A 23,060-nucleotide genomic window follows, 5' to 3' on the forward strand; every position below is an offset into this window, starting at 1 on the left:
ACGGATGAACCAGCCCGCGACAGGCCAGGCATCACAGGACGCTGCGGGCCGGAAGGCGCCGCGGCGCTCCGACGTGCCGTTGAGCGTCAAGCTCGTGTCCATGATCATCGTCCTGCTCAGCGTGGGTGCCGCCAGCATCTCCTGGGCCATCTGCACGCTCGTGAACAACTACATGACCAAGCGCACGGACGACCAGCTGCTGCAGCAGGCGAGCCTCGTGGTCAACAACGTGCACGAGCTCAACGAGAAGGCGAACGTCAGCAATTCCCTCATCACTTACTACGTGGAGCTGTATGACGAACTGAACGGGCAGACGACCATCATGCTGCAGCCGGTCTACAAGAACGACATCATCTCCAGGCCGCAGCTGCCCGAGGACGGCGACCTGGGGCAGTACCAGCTGGGCGTTCCCTTCACCACGCCCGCCATCGTCGACACTGCGAAGGCCACACGGCAGCCCGACCATTCCACCCTGGAGATGGCGCACTACCCATGGCGCGTCGTGGCTCTGCAGCTGGACTGCCGCAAGAGCGCGGACGGTCCTATGCAGCATTGCGGCATCATCTACATCGGCCTGTCCATGGGCAACCAGATCGAATTGGTCAACAAGCTCACCCATTTCTGCGCCATGGTCGGCATCTCCGTGGTGCTGCTCGGCGGCGTACTGTCCGCACTCGCGGTGCAACACGCGCTCAGCCCGCTCAAGCGCATCGAGAAGACCGCGGCGAAGATCGCCGACGGCGACCTGTCGCAGCGCGTGCCCTATGCGCAGTACAACACGGAAATGGGTTCCCTGGCGCGCTCGCTCAACTCGATGCTGGCGCGCATCGAACGCAGTTTCCGCCAGCAGCAACGCACCACCGAGAAGATGAAGCGTTTCGTGTCCGACGCCAGCCACGAGCTGCGCACGCCGCTGGCGGCGATCCACGGCTATGCGGAGCTCTACCGCATGCAGCGGCAAGCGCCGGATGCGCTGGAGCGGGCCGACGACTCCATCGCGCACATCGAGGCATCGAGCGCGCGCATGACCCTGCTGGTGGAGGACCTGCTGTCCTTGGCACGACTGGACGAGGGGCACGGCATCGACATGACGCAGCACATCAACCTCGGCGCGGTGATGCGCGATTGCGCCGACGACCTGCACGCGCTCGACCCGGAACGCGTCATCAGGACCGGCATCGTGGGCCTGAACGCGGCCGCTCCGGCACCGCCGCGGCTGGAGATGGTCACAGGGGCGCTGCCCGACGTCGCCTTGGTGGCCGACGGCACCAGGCTGCACCAGATCGTGACCAACATCGTGGGCAACATCCACCGCTACACGCCGGCGGATTCGCCCGTGGAACTCTCCCTGGGCGTCATCGGCCTGGACCTGGATGCCGGCGAACTGGACGAGATGGCACCGGACGGCAACTCCCTGCAGCTCATTCTGGAGGCGGCCGCCCGCTTCCGGACCACGCGCCAAGGCACCATGGTGGCAGTGGCACGTTTCACGGACCATGGACCGGGCGTCCCCGAGGAGTCGCTGTCGCGCATCTTCGAACGTTTCTACACGTCCGACCCGTCCCGTGCGCGCCAGAAAGGCGGCACCGGGCTGGGCATGGCCATCGCGCTCTCGGTGGTCAGGGCGCACCATGGCTTCATCTGCGCCACCCAAAGCGATGGGGGCGGCCTGACCTTCACCATCGTCATGCCTCTTGAGCAGCCCCCGACCGGGAAGGATGCCTTGCAATCAGCGTAATGGCGGTTTGGCCATGGCAGACGGTTGCGGTACAATGGCCGTTCGTAATGGGCGTGCCCGGCAGGAAGCCGGATGCGCGGAACGATGCTTGTGTGAGGTGACAATGCCCAGCGGACGTGTGCGTTGGTATGATCCGAAGAAAGGATTTGGCTTTATTCTCAGCGATGCGGGGAGCGACGTGTTCCTGCCCCAGAATGCGCTGCCGGAGGGAACGAAGGACCTGCGCAAGGGGACGAAGGTCGAGTTCTCCGTGGTGGACGGAAGCAAGGGCCCCATGGCCATGGACGTGACCGTCGTGCAATCCGCGCCGTCCCTGGTCAAGGCGACCAGGCCGAAGCCGGATGACATGGCGGCCATCGTCGAGGACCTGATCAAGCTGCTCGACTCGGCCGGCAACCAGCTGCGCCGCCACCGTTACCCCTCCCAGGCGGAGAGCCACAAGCTGGCCGTGCTGTTGCGCGCGGTCGCGGACAACTTCGACGTACAGGACTGATTGATGGCGTTCAATGATGTAGACCCCGTCTCGTTGGCACGTGCCGTGGCCATCGACACGGCCGGCGATCCCGCAAAGGTCGGTGACTTCGTCGCCGCCCTGGAACACGACGACGGCGTCACGGATTTTCGGTTCGTGGCCGACATGGTCGGCTACGAGGGATGGCAGTGGTCGGTGACCCTGTTCCATGACACCGAGCTCGACCAGTGGACCGTGGACGAGTCGACCTTGGCGCCTACCGACGATTCGCTGCTGCCCCCGCCTTGGGTTCCCTGGAAGGACCGGCTGGAGCCGACCGACCTGAGCGTGACGGATTCCATCGGCACTGCCAGCGACGACGTACGTCTCGAGGATGGTGCCACCGAGCAGGTGGTGACACAGGTCGAGCGCACCGTGGCCGAGGACGGCTCGGTCACCGATCCGCAGGACCTCCAGGATGCCATTGACGACTTCGATCTGTCGAGACGCCACGTGATGTCGCCCTTGGGGCGGGAGCAGGCCGCACGCCGTTGGTATGAGGGGCCCCACGGCCCCAAGTCGTTGTCCACGAAGACAGCCGACGGGCACGTGTGCTCGACCTGTGGCTTCTTCGTTCCGTTGCGCGGCGAACTGAGCACGGTGTTCGGCGTGTGCGCGAACCGGTGGAGTCCGGATGACGGTCGCGTGGTCTCCGTCGACCATGGCTGCGGCGAGCATTCCGAGATCGAGCCGCCTGAGCCAAGCCGTCTGTGGGTCCAGACCAAGCCGGCCTTCGACAACCTGCACGTGGACATCGTGGAGCAGGGGGAGCGTGAGGAGAACGCCGTCGTCGAACTGCTCGAGCAGCTTGACGACGGTAGGGTGGCACTTGTCCCGGAGCCTGCGGAACAGGTGGAACAGACCGCCGAAGCGGAGGCAGACGAACAGCCTGACATGGGCGACGTGGCGGCTGCCGAGGCCGTGGTCCTGGAAGTCTCCGAAACCGAGAAGCACGACGATGACGGTGAGGCACCGGAGGAGGAGCCGGTGGGAACGACCGAAGTCCTGGAAGAAGCGGTTACGTTGGAAGACCAAGGGACCGAGGGGGACCCACGGCAGGACTGAGGGCATCATCGTGAAGGGGCGGATGGCATCATGCCATCCGCCCCTTCACGATGATGCCCTCAGTCCTGCCGTCACTGCGCAGTACCGGTCCTGCCGGACTGTGACGCACTGGCACTGGGGGACGGCGTCGATTCGGCCGTGGCGCTGGGCGACGCCGTCTGTCCGGAGGACGCGGAGGCCGACGGGCTGGGGGAGGCACTGGCGGTCGGCGTGGCCGACGCGCTGGCACTCGGGGAGGCGCTGGCGGTGGGAGTGGGGGTCGGTTGTGTCGACCATTGCGGCACCAGGGTGGATTCCGTGCCGTCGGTACCGGACCCACTGCCTGACTCCTGGTCCTGCGATGTGGCGGATTGGCCGGTGTCGGTGGCAGTCAACAGGAGCAGCTGCCGGCTGATTTCAACATAGGCATCGCGCAGCTTGCCTGAATCGCTGCCGTTGGCGGACAGGGTCTCGTCCACCATGGTGATCGAGCAGGTGGGGATGTCGGGCTCCTTGTCCATGTCATCCAGGAGGGTCACCATCGTCTGGAGGTCCTCGGCACTCATCTCATGGGTGTCGTCGTCCCGGTATGCCTTGGCTTCCTTGGATGCCAGCTGTGCCATGTCCCGCGCGGTCGTGGCTTCCGCGGCCGCAGAGCGGCAGGCGCTCATCACGCTGGCTCGTGAGGTGTGCGGGATATTGCCGTTGGCGAAGAGCACGGCCACGATGGCGCAGACGGCGAGGACCGTCACGGCGATGCCTTTCCAATGGCGGTGGCCGCGTCGCCGTCCCTTGCCCGGCGTGCCGGCCGTACCGCGTGCGCGTGCCTTGGCCGGCTTGAAGGAAGGGAGGGTCTGCGTGTCCCCGCGGCTGTCGCCGCCCTCGGTCTTGTCGGTCTCGTCGGTCTCGTCGGGTCCATCGGTCTTGTTCTCGGGCACCTCGTCCGTGGATGCCTGTTGTCCGTGCTGCTCATTCTGTGTCATAGCATCGGTAAGCGTAACAAGGGGACCTTGGAAAACGGCCGGACGTGTGCCGACGGTGAACGAACGGCACACGGGTGCGGGAGGCGGTGGTGACGACGGTCAGTGCACGATGGTCAAGTTGCACTCGGCAAGGTTGAGCACCTGCTTGGAGACCGAGCCGAGGAAATGGGCGTCCAGTCCGCTCAGGCCGCGTGAACCGACCACCAGGTGGCGTGCATAGCGGGATGCGCTCACCAGGCCCTTGCCTGCGCTGATGTGGAAGACATCCGGCGTGACCGTGAGTCCCTGGGGCAGGTCGGTCTCGTCGATGAGCCGCTCCACGATGCCCTTGGCATGCTCCTGTGCCACCTCCATGGGCGCGACGGTGGTCTCGTAGCCCGGAATCGTGCCCAGGTCACGCAGGGTCCAGCAGAACATCACATGCAGCGGTGCATGGTTGAGCGTGGCGAGCCGTGCCGCGAAGGACAATGCGCGCAGGGAGAGCGCGGAGCCGTCCACACCCACGACGACGGGCCTGCCGACGCGGGGCACCGGACTGCCCGGACGTTCGTAATGCACTTCGGTGTCCTCCGGGGTGAGTGCATTGGCGATCTGGTCCTGCACGTCCAGGTCCTCGTCGCCGGCCGTGCGGATCACCGTGACCGGCACCGTGGCATCCTCGGCGACCGAGGAGGACAGGGAGCCCACAAGCCAGCGCGCCACGCGGCTCATGGAACGGCGGCCGACGACGATCTGCTGGGCGTTGGCGCCGATCTCCAGCAACGCGGCCGCCCCGGAGGCGCGGAAGGACGTGAGCTTGATGCTGTCCCGATCGATGTCGATGTCCTTCGTGGCGTCATCCACCCAGGTGCGCAGTCGGTCGGCAATCGTCACACGCAGTTCGGCGACCTCCTCGTCGGTCTGCGGCTCGGGCCCCATGTCCCAAGAATAGGACCAGCCGTACACGGCGTTCACGCTCTGTCCCGACAGGGCCGCCTGGCCCAGTGCCCAACGCAATGCCCCGAAGGATTCCGCGGAACCGTCCACGCCGACGACGAGATCCCCCTGCTGGTTGAGTGTGCTCATGGCGTCATTCATCTCATGGCCTCCTTGCGATTGGCTGTCCATTGCTCCTCAGACCAGCATAACGTGTACCGTCGCTCGAGAAAATCTCGGGGAACGGGAATGTTCGTCACCTGAAATCTGTAGAGTGAGGTGGAATTACTACGTAATGGAAGGACTAGCATGTTCGAACGGTTCACCGACCGTGCGCGGCGCGTCATCGTATTGGCGCAGGAAGAGGCTCGTGCCCTCCAGCACAACTACATCGGTACGGAGCACCTCCTGCTGGGCCTCATCCGTGAAGGTGAGGGCGTGGCCGCCAAGGCTCTGGAGGCCAAGGGCGTGACCCTGGAGGACACCCGCAAGCAGGTCGAGGAAATGATCGGCAAGGGCAATGCCGCTCCCAACGGCCACATCCCCTTCACGCCGCACGCCAAGCAGGTGCTTGAGCTGTCCCTGCGCGAGGCGCTGCAGCTCGGACACAGTTACATCGGCACGGAGCACATCCTGCTGGGCCTCATCCGCGAGGGCGAGGGCGTGGGCACTCAGGTGCTCATCAAGATGGACGTGGATCTCGGAGAGCTGCGCACCACCACGATCGACATGATCCGTGGCAATGCCGGTGGCGACGACGACAAGGGCGACCTGGCGAACGCCGGCGGTGTGCAGGACAAGCACGGACAGTCGGGCTCCGCCATCCTGGACCAGTTCGGCCGCAACCTGACCGCGGAGGCCGCGGATGGCAAGCTGGACCCGGTCATCGGCCGCACCGCCGAGATCGAGCGCGTCATGGTGGTGCTCTCGAGGCGCACCAAGAACAACCCGGTCCTCATCGGCGAGCCCGGCGTCGGCAAGACCGCCGTCGTCGAGGGCCTGGCGCAGAAGATCGTGGCCGGCGACGTGCCGGAGACGCTCAAGGGCAAGCAGGTGTACTCGTTGGACCTCGGTTCCATGGTGGCGGGCTCCCGTTACCGCGGCGACTTCGAGGAACGCCTCAAGAAGGTGCTCAAGGAGATCAAGACCCGCGGTGACATCGTCCTGTTCATCGACGAGATCCACACCATCGTGGGCGCGGGCTCCGCGGACGGTGCCCTGGGCGCCTCCGATATGCTCAAGCCCATGCTGGCACGTGGCGAGCTGCAGACCATCGGCGCGACCACGACCGACGAGTACCGCAAGTACATCGAGAAGGACGCCGCCTTGGAACGCCGTTTCCAGCCGATCCAGGTCAACGAGCCGTCCATCGCCGAGACGATCGAGATCCTCAAGGGCCTGCGTGCACGGTATGAGAACCATCACCACGTGACCATCACCGACGGTGCGCTGCAGTCCGCTGCCGAGCTGTCCGCCCGTTACATCCAGGACCGCAACCTGCCGGACAAGGCCATCGACCTGATCGACGAGGCAGGCGCCCGCCTGCGCATCAAGCGGCTGACGGCCCCGCCCGAGCTCAAGGAGCTCGATGCCCGCGTGGAGCGCATCGCCAAGGAGAAGGATCAGGCCATCAAGGACCAGGAGTTCGAGAAGGCTGCGGAACTGCGAGACAAGCAGGAGAAACTCGAGGCTGAGCGCAAGGAGAAGGAGCAGTCCTGGCGCGAGGGCGAGTCCGACGTGCGCATGGTGGTGGATGAGGACGTCATCGCCCAGGTCATCTCGCAGAGCACCGGCATCCCGGTCTTCAAGCTGACCCAGGCCGAGTCCAAGAAGCTGCTGTCCATGGAGTCGGAGCTGCACAAGCGCATCATCGGCCAGGACGAGGCGGTCGCCGCCCTGTCCCGCTCGATCCGCCGCACCCGCGTCGGCCTCAAGGACCCGAAGCGTCCCTCCGGCTCGTTCATCTTCGCCGGTCCCACCGGCGTGGGCAAGACCGAGCTGGCCAAGACGCTCGCCCAGTTCCTGTTCGACGACGAGGACGCGCTCATCCGCGTGGACATGTCCGAGTTCTCCGAGAAGTACGCCGCGTCGCGCCTCTTCGGTGCGCCCCCGGGGTACGTCGGATACGAGGAGGGCGGCGAGCTCACCGAGAAGGTGCGTCGCAAGCCCTTCTCCGTGGTGCTCTTCGATGAGATCGAGAAGGCCCACCCGGACATCTTCAACACGCTGCTGCAGGTGCTGGACGACGGCCACCTGACCGACGGCCAGGGACGCAAGGTGGACTTCAAGAACACCATCATCATCCTGACCACGAACCTCGGCACCCATGACATCGCCAAGGCCGCCAATACCGGCTTCAACCTGGGCAACGACACGGAGACGAGCTACCAGCGCATGAAGGACCAGGTGTCGAACGAGCTCAAGCAGCAGTTCCGTCCCGAGTTCCTCAACCGACTGGATGACATCATCGTGTTCCGCCAGCTCACCGAGCCGCAGGTGCGCGAGATCGTCGACCTCGACGTCAAGCAGCTCAACGACCGCCTGTTCGACCGCCATATGGAGCTCGAGCTTACCGACAAGGCGAAGGACCTGCTCGCGCAGAAGGGCTTCGACCCGCTGCTCGGCGCTCGTCCGCTGCGCCGCGTGATTCAGCGCGACATCGAGGACGCCGTCTCGGAGAAGATCCTCATGGGCGAGCTGCACGACAACGAGCGCGTGGTCGTGGACGCGGACGGCGAGGGCATCCTCGGCGAGTTCACCTTCGCCAGCGAGCCCTTCGACGAACCGCAGGACGAGTCCGCCAAGCGGGAGGAACCGGTCGCCGTGGGCGTCGAGTAAGCCTCCCTGACACCGTGGATGCCGAGGGGCCGTCTGCGGAATGCATTTGATGCATTCCGCAGACGGCCCCTCGGCATCCCTGCATGGCACATCTAGGCCACGGAACCGATGTCCGGAAAGCGGGATTTGCTCACAGGGCGAATAGGCGCCCATGGCGGAGAATCGCCTTAGAGTCGGGGTTGTTTGCAAGGCTTGACAACGAAAGGATGGCGCAAACATGACTGCCATGGGAATCGGCCGGATCGATGCCTCGTCCATCGACGGGATACGCTGGTGAAGGATTTCAACGCCCGTGTGGATGCCAACTACGGTGGGTACTTCCCGGATTCACGCGGCACTTCGTACCTGGCGGCGGACTTCGTGAAGGGGGCTGCCGCGTCCATCGCCAGGCACCTCGAGGATGGCGATCCCACCTCCTTCGTCCCCGAGGACACGGACGCCCAGGGCGTGGATGACCTGCGCTCCGGCCTCAAGGTGGATTCGTACCGCACGCCGCTGCTGACCATCGCCAAGTACCTGGTCAACGACTGGCTGGTGGTGGAGTACGGCGACAAGGCCACCAAGGACCCGAACATGACCCTCTTCGAGTGACGAGGACGTCGTCACGACGTGAAAAGGGGCCCCGGCACATGTGCCGGGGCCCCTTTTCACGTCCTAGTGGCTACTTGATGGCGTTGAGCCACTGCTCCTTGGTGGCCTTCTCGGCCTCGAGCTTGGCTTTCTTCTTCGGGTCGGACTCCTTGGCGATCTGCTCGTCGAGTTCGTCGAGCTGCGCCTTGAGCTGGACCTCGAAGCTGGACTTGCGGGCATCGGCCTCGGGATCGCTCTTCTTCCAAGCGGCGTCCTCGACGGCCTTGATCTGCCTGTCCACGTTGTCGAGACGGTTCTCGATACGACGCATGTCGTCGCGCGGCACGTAGCCGATCTGGTCCCATTCCTCCTGGATTGCGGCGAGCTGCTGGCGCGCCTGCTTCGCCTCGGTCTCGGTCTTGACCGGCAGGAGCGCCTCGGCGCGGGCCAGCAGCGCCTCCTTCTTGGCGAGGTTCTCCTTCTCGGCGCTGTTCGTCTGGTCACGGTCGGCCTGGCGTGCATTGAAGAAGGTGTCGGCGGCCTCGCGGAACTGCGTCCAGAGGGTGTCGTCGTCGTTGCGGCCGGCTCGTCCCGCCTTCTTCCAGCGGTCCATGAGCTCGTTGAACTTGTGCGAGGTCTCGCCCCAGGCGGTGGAGTTCTTGATCTCGTTCGCCTCGGCGATGATCTGCTCCTTGGCCTTCTTGGCTTGGTTGCGCTCGTTGTCGCGCGCCTGCGCCCACTTGCGGCGTGCCTGGTTGAAGGTGGTGCGGGCGGCGGAGAAGCGCTTCCACAGGGCGTCGGCCTGCGCCTTGTCGATGCGGATGGTGGTGCGCTGGTGCTCCTGCCACTGCTCGAAGAGGGAACGGAACTTGTCCGCGGTGGAACGCCAGTTGGTGCCGTCACCCAGGTTGGCGGCCAGGACCTCCGCCTTCTCCACGATCGCGGTGCGCTCGGCCACGGCCTTGTCCATGGCTTCCTTGCGGGCCTTGGCGATCTGTTCCTTCTTGGCGGCCGCCTCGGTCTTGACCTGTTCGAAGCGGGACTGAAGTGCGGCGATGTCGCCGACGACATCCGGCTTGGCGATCTCCTCGGACAGCGTCTTGAGGGTCTCGTCGATCTCGCGCGGTTTGATGGAACGGGACTTGAGGCGCTGCGCGAACAGGTCGAGCTTGGCCTTGAGGTCCAGATAGCGGCGTGCGTAGAGGGAAAGCGCCTCCTCGCTGGAGGCGTTCGGGAACTGACCCACCTCACGTTCGCCGTCCCCTTCCTTGACGAATACGGTGCCGTCCTCGGCGACGCGGCCGAAGGCCTCGGCGGCCTTCACCTCGGATTCGGTATAGCCGGTCGGTGCGGGCGTGGTGTGCGTGGTGGTCTTCGCCAGGGCGGCAGGGGAGGGAGCATGTGCCTTGACGGCGGCGGGGGTCGGTGCCTCCTGCGCGGTCGCGGCATCGGTGGTCTGTGCTTCGGTGACAGTGTTGTCGGCCATGGGTCAGCTCCTTAAGCTTGGTGGTACACGGCGGGCCACGCGTGCGCATGCGCGCGCATCCCTGGCTCCCTAGTGTAGGCAATCCCGTCGATACGTTTTCCGTGACCTGTCATATCATGGGACATCGTGGCAAAAGGTGCAACGATTTCAGGATTCCCAGAGTGGCTCCCCTCTGAACGCGTAGTGGAGCAGCGTGTCGTGGACACGCTCCGTGACGTCTTCGAACTCAACGGGTTCATCGGCATCGAGACCAGGGCGGTGGAGCCCGGTTCGAGCCTGCTCAAGAAAGGCGAGACCAGCAAGGAGATCTACCTGCTGAGCCGCCTGCAGGAAGTGGGACACGAGTCCGATACGCCCGTCGAACAGCGGCTGGGCCTGCATTTCGACCTCACCGTGCCGCTGAGCCGCTACGTCGTGGAGCATTCGGGTCAGCTGGCCTTCCCCTTCAAGCGCTGGCAGATCCAGAAGGTGTGGCGCGGCGAACGTCCCCAGGAGGGCCGGTTCCGCGAGTTCGTGCAGGCCGACATCGACGTGGTCGGCGAAGGCACCCTGCCTGACCACTACGAGGTGGAACTGCCGCTCGTCATGGTGCAGGCCCTGGAGCGCCTGCGCGAGTACGGGCTGCCGAAGGCCACTGTCCATGCCAACAACCGCAAGCTGTCCGAAGGCTTCTACCGCGGACTGGGCCTGACGGACATCGAAGGCGTGCTGCGCGAGATCGACAAGCTCGACAAGATCGGCGCCGACGAGGTCATGCGCCTGCTCATGGAGACCTGCGGTGCCAGCCGCGACCAGGCCAACGCGTGCCTGGAACTGGCGCGCATCACCGCCGACAACGGCGCCTCCCTGGTCGAGCAGGTCAACGCACTGTGCGAGATCCACCACGTGGACGACGACGCGGACGCATACGCGCTGCTCAAGGAGGGCCTCGACACCCTCACCATGATCGTGGACGAGGCCCATCACCTGCGCCCCGGCGCCGTGATCGCGGACCTGAAGATCGCCCGCGGCCTCGACTACTACACCGGTTCGGTCTACGAGACCTTCCTCGAGGGCGCCGATTCGCTCGGTTCGGTCTGCTCGGGCGGCCGCTACGACAACCTGGCGTCCTCCGGCAAGCGCACCTACCCCGGCGTGGGCCTGTCCATCGGCCTGTCGCGCCTCGTGTCCTACCTGCTGCACACCGCCGGCGCCGAGGCGAGCCGCATCTCGCCGGCCTGCGTGCTTGTGGCCGTGTGGAACGAGGAGAACCGCGCCGACTCCAACGAGGTCGCCTACCGGCTGCGCGCCCGCGGCATCGCGGCGGACGTGGCGCCGACCGCCGCGAAGCTCGGCAAGCAGATCAAGTACGCCGACAAGCTCGGCATCCCGTACGTGTGGTTCCCCAACGAGGACCCAGACGACGACGGCGCCGACGAAGTGAAGAACATCGTCACCGGAGAGCAGAAGCGCGCCGACGCAGACACCTGGACGCCCGATAATGAATACGCTTCGCAGGCGGTGCGGCTGCCCGCGGCCGGCGAGTGACGTCCGGACGGGTATGCCAACCATACTGTCAACCAACAGCCAACGAACAGGAATACAAGGAATAGAGGAAGCATGAGCCAGACGGCTTATCGTACGCAGCATGCCACCGACGTGACGGAGGACATGGCCGGCAAGCACGTGAAGCTCGCCGGTTGGGTCGACCGTCGCCGTGACCACGGCGGGGTCGCCTTCATCGACCTGCGCGACAACACGGGCCTGGTGCAGATCGTCATCAACGACGAGGAGATGGCACGCCCCCTGCGCAGCGAATACGTGATCGAGGTCGAAGGCGACGTGCGCCTGCGCCCCGAAGGCAACGAGAACGACCACCTGGCCACCGGCAAGGTGGAGGTCGTGGCCGACCGCATCGGCATCCTCGCCAAGTCGGACGCGCTGCCCTTCCAGGTGTCCACCGCGCTGGAGAACGAGTCCGAGAACAAGCTGCCCGGCGAGGACGTGCGCCTCAAGTACCGCTACCTCGACCTGCGCCGCCCGCAGATGCAGCGCAACATCAAGCTGCGTTCCGACATGATGCGCGCTGCGCGCACCGTGCTCGACCGTCTCGGCTTCACCGAGGTGGAGACGCCGACCATGATCAAGTCCACGCCGGAAGGCGCCCGCGACTTCGTGGTGCCGGCCCGCCTGGTACCCGGCTCCTGGTATGCGCTGCCGCAGTCGCCGCAGCTGCTGAAGCAGCTGCTCATGGTGGCCGGCGTCGAACGCTACTACCAGTTCGCCCGCTGCTACCGTGACGAGGACTTTCGCGCCGACCGCCAGCCGGAGTTCACCCAGCTGGACATGGAGATGGCCTTCGTCGACCAGGAGGACGTCATGGCCATGGCCGAGCAGGTCATTGCCGCGATCTGGAAGGCCGACGGTTACGACGTGCAGCTGCCGCTGCCGCGCATCACCTGGCAGGACGCCATGGACAAGTATGGCTCCGACAAGCCGGACCTGCGCTTCGGTAACGAGATCGTCGAGCTCACCGACTACTTCAAGGACACGCCGTTCCGCGTGTTCCAGGCTCCCTACGTGGGTGCGGTGCTCTTCAAGGGCGGCGCCGCCACGCCGCGTCGCCAGTTCGACGCCTGGCAGGACTGGGCCAAGCAGCGCGGTGCCAAGGGCTTGGCCTACGTGGTCTTCGCCGAGGACGGCGAGCTCAAGGGCCCCGTGGCCAAGAACCTCTCCGAAGCCGAGCGTGCGGGCCTCAAGGAGGCCGTCGGCGCCGAGGATGGCGACGCCGTGTTCTTCGCGGCCGGTGCCCGTGAATCCTCCCAGCTGCTGCTGGGTGCGGTGCGCGTCGAGCTCGCCGACCGTGCAGGCCTGCTCAAGCCCGACGACTTCGCTTTCACCTGGGTGGTGGACTTCCCGCTGTTCAAGTGCACCGACGACCCGGATGACGACGACGTGGCGGTCGGTCACTCCAAGTGGACCTCCATGCACCACCCCTTCACGATGCCGTCCAAGGACTGGATCGACACCTTCGACACCGATCCGGAACATGCCATGTCGGACTCCTACGACATCGTGTGCAACGGCAACGAGATGGGCGGCGGCTCGGTGCGTATCCACCGCGACGACATCCAGGACCGTGTGCTCAAGGTGCTGGGCATCACCCCCGAGGAAGCCGAGGACAAGTTCGGCTTCCTGCTCGAGGCCTTCAAGTACGGCGCCCCGCCGCACGCGGGCATCGCCCTGGGCTGGGATCGCACCGTGGCCCTGCTCGCCGGCGCCGACTCGATCCGCGACGTCATCGCCTTCCCGAAGGCCGGCGGCGGCCGCGACCCGCTGACAGGCGCCCCGGCCCCGATCAGCGCCGAACAGCGCGCCGAGACCGGCGTCGATTACGACCCGGACGAGGACGAGGACTGACATTCCCCGTTTCCTGACTCGATGAGCGCCACCGCCCGCCACGGGCGGTGGCGCTCATCGCATCGGGCGCCGACATGTCCCGCCGCGTTCTCTGCCAGTGCAACGCCTTCCATCACCTACAATCCGAAAGTACAGACCCACGACTGAGGAAAGGCCCCACCATGACGCCACGCGAAGCACAACAGCACAGCCCGGACATGACCATGCTCTCCACCACCTTCCTGTCCCACTTCGCGCAGATGTGCGGCAAGGCGAAGGAACGGTTCGAGAACGACATCGAATTCCCCTTCGACGGCGCCTGGTTCTTCGCGCCGAGCAACGAATACAACCCCTACATGGCATGGTCGGCGATGGCCATCTGCCTGTCCGGCTACAAGAACGTGCCGTCCAACCAGTACCGCTACATCCGCAGGTCCTTCGAGGCCCTGGGCTGCGACGACATCGACATCACGAGCTACTACCACCTCAACGACGAGAACCGCATCGGCTTCGTACGCAACGTGGACCAGGTCAGCTACGCCTTCGGACACCGCATGGTCGACGACGGCAACGGCAACCGGCGCATGCTGCTCGTCATGATGCTGCGGGGCACTTCGGACACCACCGAATGGCTGTCCAACAGCGAGGTCGCGGACTCCATCAGCGACGGCGACTACTCGCGCTTCAGCGAGCACGAGGGTTTCCGCTTCAGCGCCGAGAAGGCCATGCGCGACCTGAAGACCTACATCGCCCGGCACGACCTCGACATGTCCCAGGCCAAGCTGTGGGTGATCGGCCACAGCAGGGGAGCGGCCGTGGCCAACGCGCTCGCCGCCATCATCGACGAGGACACCACGCTGGGCGTGAGCAAAGACCGCTTCTACGCGTACACCTTCTCCGCCAGCCGCGTGACCATGCGCGACGACTGGAACAGCGAACGCTTCGACAACATCTTCAACGTGATCAACCCCGAGGACTACATCCCCCGCCTGCCACCCTACGGCTGGGGCATCCGCCGCTTCGGCCGCGACCTGTACCTGCCGAGCATCGCCACCCGCTACGCCGACTACCGCATGTACCGCCAAGAGTTCCTCGACACCTTCAAGGCGTGGACCCGCATGGACTTCCCCGCCTTCCACGGCAACGCGGCCACGAACGCCCTCGAGCACGTGCTGGAGAGCCTGTGCCCCGACGTGCCCACCATGTACCAACAGAAGCGCTTCTCGCACGCCGGCACCCTGACCTTCGCCCAGTACTTCACCCTGTTCACCGACCTGGCCGCCGTACAGGGCCACGAACTCGACTTCAAGGCCGCCGACTTCGTCAAGTACGGCTCCGGCGTCTTCGGCGACTACCTGTCCTTCTTCGTACACAACCAGATCATGGGCCACTGCGCACCGGGCGCCCACCAGGAGGAAGGCTACCTCATCAAGCTGGCCCTGTGCTGCAAGTACGGCATCGACATCGAACGGGGCGCCGACACCGACACCACCCGCATCAGCGTCTTCGGCCCCGTCGACCTGCAGGTCAACGACGCCGAAGGAAACATCGTGGCTTCGATCGAACGCGACAGGATCGACGAGAAACTGTATGAGCGGGACGACTTCCTGGCCATGTACGTCAACGAACACACCGGCGAACACAGCGTCTGGGTGCCCGACGGCGGCGGCTACGTGGTCTCCATGCGCGCCCGCGAAGACGGTGCCTTCGACATCCGCGAAGGCAAGGTGCACCCCATGGGACAGACCGTCTCCCAACACGTCTACACGCAGGTGACGCTGCCCAGGCACGAGATCGTCGACTGGACGCGCCGCCGCACCCAGGAACACAGCACCGACATGGACGCGCTCAACACCGTCAACGCCACCGTCAGCGTGCAGGGCATCGGCGAACTCAAGGACGGCGAGGCCTTCGCCTCCACCTACGAGCAGGGCGCCCACACCTTCCCCATTCCTGGACCCCAGGTCGTCTGCGACGTCCTCGGCTTCCACGACGCCTCCGCCGGCGACTACGCCATCGTCGAAGCCCACCACGGCACCCACGTCTCCTTCCGCGGTTGGTTCGAACCGAACCAGGTGCCCGGCGTGGACCAGCCCGTCTCCACCGAGGAGAAATACAGCTTCCCGCTCACCGACAGTCGTCACCTCGTGGCCTGGTTCGAGAAGCGGTGACCCGCCAGTGCTCCTGGACTACGTGAAGGACTACGGCGACGCCACCTTCGAGCAGGTCAAGCCGAACACGCTCGACCTGCTCGTCCTGGCGGAACTGTCCAACTTCGACTACGCCAGCCACACCGCCGGCACCCCCATCGCACACGCCATCGAACGCGCCGTGCTGCCCACCATCACCAGCACCAGCCACCGCACCATCGTCTCCCTGAACAACAAGGAGGACCTCGAACTCGCACAAGTCGTCAAGCAGGCCGGACGCTACCGCAACGTGACCATGGCCGACTTCCGCGCACACTACGTGGAAGGCGGCCAGCAGTTCGGGGCGCTCGCCGTGCGCGTCGGCGACACGCTGTGCGTGGCGTTCCGTGCCACCGACCTGACGGTCACCGGCTGGCACGAGTCGCTGGAGCTGTCGCGCGACGAGCCGACCGGTTCCCAGCGCGACGCCGCCACCTTTCTCAAGGACGTGCACGCGCGTTTCGGCGGCCCGCTCATCGTCTGCGGGCACTCCAAGGGCGGCAACTTGGCGGAGTTCGCGTGCCGTCAGCTGGTGGAGGACGATCCGGAGAGTGTCCGGGATATCCAGTGCATCTGCAACTTCGACGGGCCGGGGCTGGCGCCGCGCTACCGCCGGACCGACGCGTACCGGCTGATTGAGCCGCTCATCCATGCCTTCATCCCCAAGTCGTCGATCGTGGGCAACATCCATGACCACGGCGCCGGCAGGGTCTCCTACATCGACAGCAGGAAGCCCTTCGTCATGCAGCATTACGTGTACAACTGGAAGACGCGCGGCATCCACCTGATGGGGGCGCACCAGACCTTGCTGGGCAAGGTGGTGTGCAAGGCGCTCAACACGCTCATCGACGTGACGGACGACGCCTTCAAGCAGCGCCTGTTCACCGTGATGTTCAAGCCGTACCGCGTGCTGGGGCGGCGGTTGCTGTAGGCAACAGTCGGCCGGCATCTCACGTTCCGGCCTTGCGGGACCGTCTCGTGGCGGTTGCGTGGCCGCGTGCCGTGCATGCGGGGAATCGTTGGAATCATGCGGATGCAACCGGTGGTTGCGCGCCGTTGTGCGCGATGCAACCATAAGGTGGTGGACATCCTTCCGCCTCATGGGCCACAGTGGACCCATCGGAGCCACGGCCGGTAAGGTCGTGACAGGACGAGAGGAAGGACTATCCGATGGCATTCGAAGACAACCTGCAGGCCCTGCGCGCTGCACGGCGCATGACCCAGGAACAGCTGGCCATGCTGGTGGGCGTGTCCCGCCAGGCGATCAGCAAGTGGGAGAGCGGCAAGGCATATCCGGAAATGGACAAGCTGCTGATCCTGTGCGACCTGTTCGACGTGACGCTCGACGACCTGGTGCTTGGCGACGTGACCACGGCATCCGGCCCGGCGCCAGCAGCGGAGGATGATGCCGAGGGTTTTCCAGGGGTGACGCCGGTGCCGACGGGCACGGCATATGACGTGACCGGGTACGACGAGCATATGCGGCGCTTCGCGAACCGCATCGCCTGGGGCGTGGCGGTCATCGTCCTCGGCGTGGCGGTGGGCAACTCCTTCGACTCTTCCGGGTCGGTCCTGGGTGCCGACAATCCATACAATGACGTCTGCGCCTTCCTGAGTATCATGGTGGGCGTCCTCATCGGCTGCGCACTGCTGATCCCGGCCGGACTGTCGCATACGGCGTTCCAGCGTAGGCATCCCTATGTGCAGGATTTCTACTCCGATGCCGACCATGCTGCCGGCCGGCGCGAACTGGCCGTATGCCTGGTGGCCGGCATGGCACTGATTGTGGTGGGCGTGGCCTTCTCGGTGGTGGCCGACGAGGCCTGGGGCATCCATGACGGTTGGCCGTACTCCTTGATGCTCATATGCATCGCCATGGGCGTCTGGTGCTTCATCCGCGGCGGCATGGACTACGGGCGGCTCAACATCGACGACTACAACCGCAAGAGTGCCGGTTTTGAAGACGCCGGCCGGCAGGGGAAATCACGCTATGACGCCATCAACGAAGCCGTTTGCGGCATCATCATGATTCTTGCCACCATCGTCGGCCTGTCCCTGCTGTTTCTCTTCGTGGACGGTGCCGCCCATGTGTACTTCTGGTTGAGCTGGCCCATCGGCGGCCTGCTGTGCGGCATCTCCACCCTGGTGTTCACCGTGGTGAAGACCACCAAGGCATGAGCATCCGCTAGTTGTGAGTCGTGACCCGGTCACAACTGCTGGATGTAGGTGCAGTCGGTAGTTGTGTGTTGTGACCGGGTCACACTTCACATATGTGTCGGAGAGTGGATGTTACACAACCAAAACATGCCGTTTCGGCGCGTGTAACTGGCCTGACACCTCGATGAAACCGTGGATGCATACCTTGAGGGCCATAAGTTTTCCCTGTTTTCCTTCCTACCAAAACAGGTGAAGGCTTGATTTTCTTGAGATGATCTCATTTCGCGGGAATCTCGCCGGACCATGACAGCACAACCGTCATGCGGGTTCCCGTTGCAGCCCTTGGGTAGGAGCGCGGAATCCGCGGCTCCCGAAAGGCCTGCACCCATGAACAAGTCCAACACCCAGTATGATCTGCTCATCACCAATGCCACCATCTGCACCATGAACGAGGACATGCAGGTCATCGGCCGCGGCTTCGTCGCCGTGACCGATGACCGCATCGCCATGATCGGCAGCGGTGAACCATCGAGCAGCATGAACGCCAGCGACGTCATCGACGCCGACGGACAGGTGCTCTTCCCCGGATTCATCAATACGCATACCCATATCTTCCAGTCCTTCCTCAAGGGTCTGGGCGCCGACCATCAACTCATCGAATGGCTCAACCGTTCCGCCCTGCCGTACGGTGCCGTGATGACGCCGCACCAACATCGCCTGGCCGCTCAGTTGACCTGCATGGAGGCGATTCGTTCCGGATGCACCACGCTATGCGAGTTCTTCTATACCGACCAGGACCCCGAACTGGCTGACGGCTGTATCGCCGGCATGATGGACACCGGCATCCGAAGCGTGTTCATCCGCACCTTCCAGGACCGCGGCGAGGACTACGGCATGCCGGCGTGCATGGTCCAGCCCGCCGAGGAGGCCATGCGGGAAGTGGAGCGCCTGCGCACCGAGTACCGCGACCATGGCGACATGCTGTCCATCTGGACAGGGCCGGATGTCACCTGGTCGACCTCGGCGGAAGGCTACCGGACCATGCTCGACTACTGCAAGGCCCACGACGTGCGCTATGCCATGCACATCGACGAAACCGAAGTCGACGATGCGATGTGTCAGGCAACCTACGACTCGGACATCGTGCCCATGCTGGAAGGCATGGGATTCCTGGGCGACCACATGCTCGGCGTGCACTGCGTGAACCTGACCGATGACGAGATCGACGCTTTCGCCCGTCACGGCGTGTCCGTCAGCTACAATCCGGTGTCCAACATGTACCTCGGGTCAGGTGTGGCGCCGATCCGCGAATGTCTGGACAAGGGCATCACGGTCTCCATCGGCACGGATGGTGCGGCCAGCAACAACACCACCGATTTCCTGGAGGCGATGAAATTCGCGGCGCTCATCCAGAAGGGGTTCTCGCGTGATGCCGCACGCATCACCGCACGCGAAACCGTGGCCATGGCCACGGTCGGGGGAGCCAAGGCCATCGGCATGCAGCAGAGCCTGGGAAGCATCGAAGTCGGCAAGAAGGCCGACATGGTGCTCTTCGAACCGCGTCATTTGAAGTCCATGCCCATGCATGACCCCTACGCCACCGTGGTGTACTCGTCCTCCCCGGAGAACATCAGCACCACGATTGTCAACGGCAAGGTCGTCTACCGCGACGGCGTGTTCGCATGCGGCATCGATGAGCGGCAACTGTCCCGCGACATCGACGAGGAACTGCGCAAGCTGCGTGTGGCCCTGAGCCTGGACGAAGTGCAGGCCTGCTGAAGCGGACATGGGAGAGGAATGAACGATGAACAGCAACGACCATATGCAACTCATTGCCGGCGTCAATGACAGGATTCCCTTCGGGCGTGCTTTCGTGCTCGGTCTGCAGCATGTGCTGTCCATGGACTTGTACATCATGCCGCTCATCCTTGGTGCCGTCATCGGCCTGCAAGGCGCCGACCTGTCGTATTTCCTGCAGATGAGTTTCCTGGCCTGCGGATTGGCCACCCTCATCCAGGCCGGTCTCTTCATGAAGTTCCCGATTGTGCAGGGACCGTCCTATGTGCCGCTCGCGGCACTGTGCATGGTGGGTTCGACCATGGGCATTCCCGTCATGATCGGCAGTCTCATTCCCGGCGCCTTGCTGGTCATCGCGCTGGGCATGTGCAAGGGATTCTCCCGGTTCATCAGGAAGGCCATCCCTCCGTTCATCGGCGGCATCATCATCCTGATCGTCGGCTTGACACTGGTACCGACGGCCATTACGGGTGTCTTCAGCACGGATGGCGACCTCACCGCCAATGCAGTGAGCGGCTGCGTGGCATTCTTGGTGCTGCTGGTATGCATGGTGCTGCAGTATCGGTTCCCCGATGTCAAGGGGCTGCATATGTGCTCGGTGATCCTTGCCTTGGTGGCGGGCACCGTGATTGCCGTGGGCATGGGTGCCGCCGATTTCTCGCAGGTCTCTTCCGCTGCATGGTTCTCACTGCCGCAGCCCTTCCACTTCGGTGTACCTCAGTTCAACGTGCAGGCCTGCCTGTTGATGGCGTTCCTGTATTTCTTCATCCTGCTGGATGCGACCGGCACCTGGTTCACGATCACGGCCATCACCGGCGAGGAACTCGATGACCGTCGCATCGACAAGGCCACAATCGGTGAAGGCCTCGGCTGTCTGGTCGGCGCACTCTTCGGCGGCACGCCCATGACGGGCTATTCCTCGAATGCCGGATTGATCGCCATCACGCGCGTGGCGTCCCGCCGTGCCATTCTTGCCGGCGGCGTCCTGCTTGCGGCCATGGGTTTCTGCCCGAAGCTGATGGCCCTGATCACCGCCATTCCCACGCCGGTCATCAACGGCATTTTCGCAGTGGTCTGCATGACACTCATCTCCAACAGCCTGCACATGATCAAGACCGCAGTGCTGGACGAACGCACGATGATGATCCTGGGAGCGTCCGTGGTCTGCGGCGTGAGCACCATGATCCTGCCCGACGATGTGGTGGCCGCCGCGCCTGCCTTCCTGCAGTATTTCCTGTCCTCTGGCATTGCAATCGGTGGTACGGTAGCCATCCTGCTGCAGCTGGTGTTGCCCAAATGTTCGAAAGAAAGGCAGCGGCATGCAGCAGATGCCACCCAGGACATGACCATGATTGCACAAGAGAGTGCTGCGGCCTGAACCCTGGAGTAGGTGCAGTCGGTAGTTGTGTGTTGTGACCGGGTCACAACCCCGAAGAAGCCGCGGACTGCAGCAGGCATATGCTTCCTTTGCAGCGAAAACCGATACCGGCGTCGGTCGGAAAGGACATGATGGCTGACATATGGTGGCATGCGAAAACAGCATGCCACGGGCACACCACGGAACGGAGCACCCCATGGGCGAATGGAGACACACGCATCCTGCAACTACCGAACGCCGCGGCAGCGTCTCGGCACATGGCGCGAGCACGACCGGCAACGGACAGGCCGGCCACGGTGGCGACGACATGCCCTCCGTCACGATCACCAAGAACGGCCCGTACATCGTGCGCGGCAAGGTGCGCATCGTCGAGGACACCATCGTGGCTGCCGACGACCGCCTGCACATGCAGTACAACCGCATCCGTGAATTCACCACACAGCCGGGCAAGTCCGTCGCGCTGTGCCGCTGCGGTGACTCGAAGAATCCGCCGTTCTGCGACGGGTCGCATGAGACCTGTGGCTTCGACGGCACGGAAACCGCGTCGCGCAAACCCTATGATGAGCGTGCCGAACTCTTCGAGGGCCCAGTGGTGAGCATGGGCGACGACCAGCGTTGCGCCTATGCGCGCATGTGTCACCAGATCGGCTCGGAAGCCTGGACGCTCACCGAGGAGGCCAAGACGCCGGACAAGGTCAGTGCCGCCATCGTCGGCGCATGGAACTGTCCCACGGGCCGTCTTGTGTCCTTCCGCGACTCCGACGGCACGCCCATCGAACAGCGGTTCGACCCCATCATCGTGCTGCTCGAGGACGTGGAGGAGGGCGTGTCCGCGCCGATCTTCGTGGCCGGCGACATCAAGCTCATCTCCGCGGACGGCACCGAGTATGAACGCCGCAATCGGTACGCCCTGTGCCGCTGCGGCTCCACCCAGGAGATGCCTTTCTGCGATGCCATGCACATCAACGTGCAGTACCGAGACAACAGCCCTGCCTGGCAAGGCGAGACCGGCACCCTAGACCCGACCTTCCGCTACGAAGCCCGTCCGTGACCAGTTGCCGCGGCTCCTGCAGTTGCGCATCGGTGGAATCATGAAACATCGGATGTATCATGTCACTGTCACGCAAATCCCGATGACGGCCGAAAGGAGCCTGGCTATGATGGATACCCGCCAGCTGACCGGCCTCCTGTATTCCATGGGACGCACGTTCGACAACCTGTCCGCGACCTACATGGCAGCCGCTGAATTCCTGACAACAAACAACCCACAGATCATCGGTTCGCGTTCCGATTTGGCACTGCTCGAGGATCTGCGGGATGCGGCAGCCACCACGCTGCATGCACCCATGGGAACCTTTGGACGTGCAGTTCGTGGAGAGGATCAATGCCAATCTCAGCAGGACCGCCGCCCTGGAACCGGGAGTCCTGCGCACGGCGCAGAACATCATGGTCCGCACCGCGTTGGGGAGCTATGTTCCTCCCGTACCGAACCGGGACGAACTGGCTTCCGTCATTGCCGACATTCAAGCCACAGACGGAACCTTGACCGATGCGTCACGTCTGTTCGCGGTCCTGGCGAAGGCGCAGCCCTTCGGAGACGGCAACAAGCGCACCGCACTGCTGGCCGCCAATCAGTTGCTCATGATCAAAGGGTGCAATCAGGTGTTGGTGGTACCAGTGGACGATCCGGACAGGACCGAATTCAACACATTGCTGGGCGAATGGTACGTCAACGGGAATTCCGACGTAATCCGCTGGTTGGCGGACTACAACAACAACGTGGATGGCTTGGACCGATTCGGGCATGCCGTGCCGTCCGAAGATTGAAGGGCTTTTCGCGTTTCAGTGCATTAGGTCCGACAGCGTGAACAAGACATGCTTCGAGGCATCGGGTCATTGACTTATCGGCATGGTCATGTGCACTTTGGTCGTTGACTGGTGCCGTGCGACGACCGACACGTGCCCGATACGGTGCACAGACGTAACGACGGAACCACGGCGACGTTGAGAGATATCAGAATCGGGCATATGGCCAGGTATCCGCTTTCGCAAAAGGGCGGAATTCCGCCCTTTTTG

General features: G+C 64.2%; 17 protein-coding genes. 14 read left to right on the forward strand and 3 right to left on the reverse strand.

The genetic code is table 11. The features are described 5' to 3' along the window. Positions 1-4 precede the first annotated feature (4 nt). From BCUN_RS05735 to BCUN_RS05745, 3 genes are all read left to right on the forward strand, one after another. Positions 5-1,738, forward strand: a complete 1,734-nt coding sequence (locus BCUN_RS05735) for a sensor histidine kinase (RefSeq protein ID WP_051920849.1) — start codon at positions 5-7, stop codon at positions 1,736-1,738. A 103-nt stretch (positions 1,739-1,841) separates the two neighbouring features. Continuing rightward, a complete protein-coding gene (locus tag BCUN_RS05740) occupies positions 1,842-2,231 on the forward strand; it encodes a cold-shock protein (protein ID WP_033517608.1) in 390 nt (129 codons plus the stop codon). A gap of 3 nt (positions 2,232-2,234) precedes the next feature. Then, on the forward strand, positions 2,235-3,314 hold the full coding sequence (locus tag BCUN_RS05745) for a DUF3027 domain-containing protein (RefSeq protein ID WP_051920850.1): 1,080 nt from the start codon (positions 2,235-2,237) through the stop codon (positions 3,312-3,314). A 71-nt stretch (positions 3,315-3,385) separates the two neighbouring features. Here BCUN_RS05745 and BCUN_RS05750 read toward each other — a convergent pair whose 3' ends face one another. Then, on the reverse strand, positions 3,386-4,276 hold the full coding sequence (locus BCUN_RS05750; RefSeq protein ID WP_033517603.1) for a hypothetical protein: 891 nt from the start codon (positions 4,274-4,276) through the stop codon (positions 3,386-3,388). Between the two features lie 99 nt (positions 4,277-4,375). After that, positions 4,376-5,341: a universal stress protein gene (locus tag BCUN_RS05755; protein WP_193345979.1), complete on the reverse strand. Its 966-nt coding sequence runs from the start codon at positions 5,339-5,341 to the stop codon at positions 4,376-4,378. 159 nt (positions 5,342-5,500) lie between these two features. Between BCUN_RS05755 and BCUN_RS05760 the strand changes: the two genes are divergently transcribed. Together BCUN_RS05760 and BCUN_RS05765 are read left to right on the forward strand one after the other, a co-directional pair. After that, positions 5,501-8,029: an ATP-dependent Clp protease ATP-binding subunit gene (locus tag BCUN_RS05760; RefSeq protein ID WP_051920851.1), complete on the forward strand. Its 2,529-nt coding sequence runs from the start codon at positions 5,501-5,503 to the stop codon at positions 8,027-8,029. A gap of 273 nt (positions 8,030-8,302) precedes the next feature. Beyond that, entirely contained in the window at positions 8,303-8,620 is a 318-nt protein-coding gene (locus tag BCUN_RS05765) for a hypothetical protein (RefSeq protein ID WP_034258462.1), read from the forward strand. A gap of 70 nt (positions 8,621-8,690) precedes the next feature. On the opposite strand, the gene BCUN_RS05770 is transcribed toward BCUN_RS05765, so the two are convergent. Further along, the gene (locus BCUN_RS05770) at positions 8,691-10,085 is read right to left on the reverse strand and encodes a DUF349 domain-containing protein (protein WP_033517462.1); all 1,395 of its coding nucleotides are present in this window, start codon (positions 10,083-10,085) and stop codon (positions 8,691-8,693) included. A gap of 126 nt (positions 10,086-10,211) precedes the next feature. On the opposite strand from BCUN_RS05770, the gene hisS reads away from it, so the two are divergent. The 9 genes from hisS to BCUN_RS05815 all read left to right on the forward strand — a co-directional run bounded on the left by hisS (position 10,212) and on the right by BCUN_RS05815 (position 22,811). Further along, entirely contained in the window at positions 10,212-11,612 is a 1,401-nt protein-coding gene (hisS, locus tag BCUN_RS05775; RefSeq protein WP_033517463.1) for a histidine--tRNA ligase, read from the forward strand. A gap of 72 nt (positions 11,613-11,684) precedes the next feature. Then, positions 11,685-13,484 (forward strand): aspartate--tRNA ligase, encoded by a 1,800-nt coding sequence (gene aspS / locus BCUN_RS05780; RefSeq protein ID WP_033517465.1) that lies wholly within the window; start codon positions 11,685-11,687, stop codon positions 13,482-13,484. A 161-nt stretch (positions 13,485-13,645) separates the two neighbouring features. Continuing rightward, positions 13,646-15,634 carry a lipase family protein gene (locus BCUN_RS05785; protein WP_033517467.1) on the forward strand — a complete coding sequence of 663 codons (1,989 nt, stop codon included), beginning with the start codon at positions 13,646-13,648 and terminating at the stop codon, positions 15,632-15,634. Between the two features lie 7 nt (positions 15,635-15,641). Further along, a complete protein-coding gene (locus tag BCUN_RS05790; protein WP_033517468.1) occupies positions 15,642-16,583 on the forward strand; it encodes an Mbeg1-like protein in 942 nt (313 codons plus the stop codon). Between the two features lie 239 nt (positions 16,584-16,822). Beyond that, positions 16,823-17,830 (forward strand): helix-turn-helix transcriptional regulator, encoded by a 1,008-nt coding sequence (locus tag BCUN_RS05795; RefSeq protein WP_033517469.1) that lies wholly within the window; start codon positions 16,823-16,825, stop codon positions 17,828-17,830. A 366-nt stretch (positions 17,831-18,196) separates the two neighbouring features. Further along, the gene (locus BCUN_RS05800; RefSeq protein ID WP_051920852.1) at positions 18,197-19,588 is read left to right on the forward strand and encodes an amidohydrolase family protein; all 1,392 of its coding nucleotides are present in this window, start codon (positions 18,197-18,199) and stop codon (positions 19,586-19,588) included. Between the two features lie 25 nt (positions 19,589-19,613). Beyond that, positions 19,614-20,984: a uracil-xanthine permease family protein gene (locus BCUN_RS05805; RefSeq protein ID WP_033518643.1), complete on the forward strand. Its 1,371-nt coding sequence runs from the start codon at positions 19,614-19,616 to the stop codon at positions 20,982-20,984. A gap of 196 nt (positions 20,985-21,180) precedes the next feature. Then, positions 21,181-22,035: a CDGSH iron-sulfur domain-containing protein gene (locus tag BCUN_RS05810; protein WP_081895570.1), complete on the forward strand. Its 855-nt coding sequence runs from the start codon at positions 21,181-21,183 to the stop codon at positions 22,033-22,035. Between the two features lie 311 nt (positions 22,036-22,346). After that, positions 22,347-22,811 (forward strand): Fic family protein, encoded by a 465-nt coding sequence (locus BCUN_RS05815; protein ID WP_238552338.1) that lies wholly within the window; start codon positions 22,347-22,349, stop codon positions 22,809-22,811. Positions 22,812-23,060 lie beyond the last annotated feature (249 nt).

Source organism: Bifidobacterium cuniculi, assembly GCF_000741575.1.
Lineage (GTDB): Bacteria > Actinomycetota > Actinomycetes > Actinomycetales > Bifidobacteriaceae > Bifidobacterium > Bifidobacterium cuniculi.

Bases quoted from the DNA above. Each gene is read 5' to 3' on its own strand.
- BCUN_RS05810 (WP_081895570.1), top strand. From the start codon at position 21,181: ATGGGCGAATGGAGACACACGCATCCTGCAACTACCGAACGCCGCGGC.
- BCUN_RS05750 (WP_033517603.1), bottom strand. From the start codon at position 4,276: ATGACACAGAATGAGCAGCACGGACAACAGGCATCCACGGACGAGGTG.
- BCUN_RS05740 (WP_033517608.1), top strand. From the start codon at position 1,842: ATGCCCAGCGGACGTGTGCGTTGGTATGATCCGAAGAAAGGATTTGGC.
- BCUN_RS05795 (WP_033517469.1), top strand. From the start codon at position 16,823: ATGGCATTCGAAGACAACCTGCAGGCCCTGCGCGCTGCACGGCGCATG.
- aspS (WP_033517465.1), top strand. From the start codon at position 11,685: ATGAGCCAGACGGCTTATCGTACGCAGCATGCCACCGACGTGACGGAG.
- BCUN_RS05745 (WP_051920850.1), top strand. From the start codon at position 2,235: ATGGCGTTCAATGATGTAGACCCCGTCTCGTTGGCACGTGCCGTGGCC.
- BCUN_RS05805 (WP_033518643.1), top strand. From the start codon at position 19,614: ATGAACAGCAACGACCATATGCAACTCATTGCCGGCGTCAATGACAGG.
- BCUN_RS05760 (WP_051920851.1), top strand. From the start codon at position 5,501: ATGTTCGAACGGTTCACCGACCGTGCGCGGCGCGTCATCGTATTGGCG.
- BCUN_RS05735 (WP_051920849.1), top strand. From the start codon at position 5: ATGAACCAGCCCGCGACAGGCCAGGCATCACAGGACGCTGCGGGCCGG.
- BCUN_RS05755 (WP_193345979.1), bottom strand. From the start codon at position 5,341: ATGAGCACACTCAACCAGCAGGGGGATCTCGTCGTCGGCGTGGACGGT.
- BCUN_RS05785 (WP_033517467.1), top strand. From the start codon at position 13,646: ATGACGCCACGCGAAGCACAACAGCACAGCCCGGACATGACCATGCTC.
- BCUN_RS05800 (WP_051920852.1), top strand. From the start codon at position 18,197: ATGAACAAGTCCAACACCCAGTATGATCTGCTCATCACCAATGCCACC.
- BCUN_RS05770 (WP_033517462.1), bottom strand. From the start codon at position 10,085: ATGGCCGACAACACTGTCACCGAAGCACAGACCACCGATGCCGCGACC.